Source organism: Candidatus Dormiibacter sp. (assembly GCF_050999135.1).
Taxonomy (GTDB): domain Bacteria; phylum Chloroflexota; class Dormibacteria; order Dormibacterales; family Dormibacteraceae; genus Dormiibacter; species Dormiibacter spiritus.
This window is the reverse complement of record NZ_JBPCPN010000043.1, coordinates 1-3,485: the sequence shown is the minus strand read 5'-3', so window position 1 is coordinate 3,485 and position 3,485 is coordinate 1. Positions and strand designations below refer to the sequence as shown.

Genomic DNA, 3,485 nt, shown 5'->3' with positions numbered 1-3,485 from the left:
CCGGCTCGGCCTCGCTCAGCTGCTGGCGCAGCCAGGCCTGGACGTCCATACTTGAGTTGACCATCGTGTTCCTCCAATCAGGTTGGTAGAGCTTCCTGAAAGGATGACGCGGTGGTCATCGCCTTTTTCAAGGGACTACGCGCGCCCTCGTACACCACGTGCCCGGACACTAACCTCTCTCGCCGGTGCCGCACTGGCGAGGAGATTGTTCTCGACCCACCGGCCGGGCTGAAACCGGAACCGAGCGAAGCGGGGATGATCCATGAAGGCGCATTCCGGGAGATGTTGCGGCATGTACTGATGGAAATGGTAGAGCCGCCCAGCCAAGACCTTCGCGACCGGGTGCTGGCCGTGATCCGGGCCATAGGGACGCCCGCCGACTCCCGCACCCGGATCCAGAGGCGATGGCGGCGGCCGAGATGACAGCAGCCTGAAGTGGGTGAGTCACCCATGTTTAGGGAGCTGAAACCTTTCGCGCCCTAGCTGCATCTTCTTGGGGGAAGCCTGGTGGATTCGCTGAACAACCTGCATCCACCTGATCGAGGCAAGAGAACATTCGCAGTTGGCTTTGGAGGGTAAGTAGTTGGTAGTTCCCAGCGTTTCGAATTTCTTCGAGGGAGTTGTGGTCTCGATCACTGCCGCCCTGATCACGCTGCTCTCGTTCATCCCGGCTCTGATCGGGGCACTCCTGATCCTGATCATCGGCTGGATCATCGCGGGGATTGTGGGCCGCCTGGTGACCACCGTCCTCCAGAAGGTGGGCTTCGAGACAGCTGCCGAGCGGACCGGCGTGACCAACTTCATCTCCCGCAGCGGCGCCCGAGGCTGGACTGCCTCGAAGGTGATGGGTGAGCTGGCCAAGTGGTTCATCCGGCTCATCTTCCTGGAGGCCGCCGCCCAGGCGGTGCACCTCACAGCCATCAGCGATCTGATCAACCGCCTGATCTTCTTCATTCCCAACCTGGCAGTGGCGCTGGTGGTGCTGCTGATCGGGACCCTGGTCGGAAAGCTGCTGGCTGGCATCGTGCGGGGAGCAGCCTCGGAAGCCGGTTTCGAAAGCCCGAATTTACTTGCCTCCGTGGCGCAGTACGCGGTCATCGGCTTCGCCGCAATCATCGCCGTGGATCAGATCGGAGTTGCGGCGACGATCGTGAACACGCTGTTCATGGCGATCGTCGGCGCCATTGCCCTGGCGGTGGCGCTGGCCTTCGGGCTCGGCGGCCGTGAGGTCGCGGGCGAGATGTGGCGGCGCTGGTACCTGAAGAGTCAGGGCGCGGCATCCCGCCTGGAGCAGGCGGCGCAGTCGGCTTCGGCTTCGAGCAGCCCGCCGCCGCCCCAGTCGCAGGCAGGGGCCCAGCGGGCCAGGCCGGTCGAGTCCTAAGCGTGGCGAGGCGACGACAAACGCGCCGTGTTGGATCGACGTTGGCGGCCGGCCTGAAGAGGCAGGAAAGGCATTGGCTGTAGACAAACCTGACTCAACAGCAGGTAAGCCCTCCGCCGCCGAGGAGAAGCAGTCCATTGAGCTTCGCGAGGAGGAGCTGCAGGCGCGCAAGCAGCGAGTCCAGATCGGCGAAGTCACGCTGCGCAAGGAGGTGGTGACAGAGCGGCGAGAGATCGAAGTGCCGGTTGTTCGGGAAGAGGTGTTCGTGGAACGACAACGACTGCCTGAGCCAGCCCCAGCGCCCGATGCCCAGATTGAAGAGGGCGAGTTTCGCGTCACCCTGTGGGCCGAGGAGGTCAGTGTCGAGAAGCGTGCTGAAGTGCGCGAGGAGGTCGGGCTGGGCAAGCGCCAGATCGGCGACACCGAGCACGTTGAAGGTGAGGTGCGGCGCGAGGCCGCCCGCATCGAGCGCCACGGCGTGGATGCAAGCGCTGTGGATGAGCCAGGAAGCCGCCATGGCACCTAGGGCAGACAAGATTCCAACCGCCGGCTGGGTTGAACCGGCCCGTCGCGAGGCCGGTGGTGAGCTGGAGACGTTGTCGTTCCTGGAAGAGGAGTTGGTGCCTCGAACCAATGCCGTGAGCAGGGGCGAGGTGATCGTTCGCAAGCACGTCGTGACCGAGATGCGGGCGGTGCAGGTCCCGGTGCGGCGAGAAGTCGTGGAAGTGTACCGGCGCGGACCCGACGGAGATCCCGTTGAGCCGAGCGAGCAGACCGTAGCGCCGAGTAAGCTGCCGAGCGAACCTACGTCGGCGGAGGCGGGCGGGGTCATCTGGGACTCTGAGCCCGAGGAAGAGATAGACCGATTGCCGCTCCTCGAAGAGGAGCCGGTCATCACCACCCGGCTGGTGGTCCGAGAGGAAGTCGTGGTTCGCCGGCTTCGCTACCGGGGCCACCGGCGCATTGCTGAAGAGGTGCGGCGGGAAGAGCCGCGCCTGGAAACCCAGGGACCGGTGAGCGGTAGCTCAGCCGAGCTCGATCAATTCAAGGAGGATTGAGATGCATCAGTACGAGGACTACCACGGGAAGACTCTTGTGGACAGCGAGGGTGAGAAGATCGGCACCGTCTCGCAGCTCTACGAAGACACCGACACAGGGGCGCCCGAGTGGGTCTTGGTCAAGACCGGCTTGCTCGGAACCAGCGAGACGTTCGTGCCAGTCGCCAACGCAACCTCCGAGGGAGACCAGCTGCGCGTTCCTTACACCAAGAGTCAGATAAAGGACGCGCCCAACGTGGAGGCTTCTGGTGAGCTGTCGACCGAGGATGAGGACAGGCTCTACCAGCACTACGGTCTGGACCGTTCCACCACCCGGTCAGGCAGCGGGCACCCGACGGGCGATGCATCCAGGGAGGGCTACGTGAGGCCACCGTCGGGGCTGGAGCGGCGTTCGATGCAACTGCGTGAGGAGGAGCTGCAGGCGCGCAAGCAGCGAGTCCAAACTGGTGAAGTACGGCTGGGCAAGGACGTCGTGACCGAGCGTCGGCAGATGGACGTCCCAGTAACGCGGGAAGAGGTCTTCGTCGAGAGGACGCCGGGGGGCGGACGGCCCGCCGAGGGCGGCGAGATCGGCAAGGACGAGACGATTTCGGTCCCGGTCAGCGAGGAGCAGGTCCAAGTCGAAAAGCAGGCCAAAGTGCGGGAGGAGGTCTCCCTGGGTAAGCAGGAGGTGCAGGGAACCGAGCGAGTTGAGGGGGATGTGAAGCGGGAAGAAGCTCGCATCGACACCGAGGGCTCGCCCGGAATTCGCGACAAGAAAAAGAACCTGTGATCATCGCTTTCGCGGGGGGCCGGACTCAGGTCCGGCCCCGCATGCTCAGAGCGGTTGGCCGCGCGAGCGCGAGCCGGCTCCGGAAGGCCATACAGGCGGAGATTCAGTAATGCTCAAGCGGGAGCCAATTCGCTCCTAGCTCTTAGGCTGAACAGCTTCCGAGATAACGCGACAGGTGGACCTCATCGGGGGCGCATCTTCCTAGCACCATAGATCGACTCTGCCGGCGTCTTGCCGGCGCTTCGTCGTCCGGTGTGGGCACGCTCGTAGTTGT

General features: G+C 64.1%; 4 protein-coding genes. All 4 read left to right on the top strand.

Annotated features, from left to right (window positions below):
• Positions 1–583: 583 nt before the first annotated feature.
• The 4 genes from ACR2MZ_RS11085 to ACR2MZ_RS11070 all read left to right on the top strand — a co-directional run bounded on the left by ACR2MZ_RS11085 (position 584) and on the right by ACR2MZ_RS11070 (position 3,211).
• Positions 584–1,381, top strand: a complete 798-nt coding sequence (locus ACR2MZ_RS11085) for a mechanosensitive ion channel family protein (protein ID WP_434005099.1) — start codon at positions 584–586, stop codon at positions 1,379–1,381.
• A 73-nt stretch (positions 1,382–1,454) separates the two neighbouring features.
• Positions 1,455–1,907 carry a YsnF/AvaK domain-containing protein gene (locus ACR2MZ_RS11080; protein WP_434005098.1) on the top strand — a complete coding sequence of 151 codons (453 nt, stop codon included), beginning with the start codon at positions 1,455–1,457 and terminating at the stop codon, positions 1,905–1,907.
• A complete protein-coding gene (locus ACR2MZ_RS11075) occupies positions 1,897–2,439 on the top strand; it encodes a DUF2382 domain-containing protein (protein ID WP_434005097.1) in 543 nt (180 codons plus the stop codon). Before ACR2MZ_RS11080 ends, ACR2MZ_RS11075 begins: the two co-directional genes overlap by 11 nt.
• Before the next feature lies 1 nt (position 2,440).
• Positions 2,441–3,211, top strand: coding sequence for a YsnF/AvaK domain-containing protein (locus tag ACR2MZ_RS11070; RefSeq protein WP_434005096.1), 771 nt, complete (start codon positions 2,441–2,443; stop codon positions 3,209–3,211).
• Positions 3,212–3,485 lie beyond the last annotated feature (274 nt).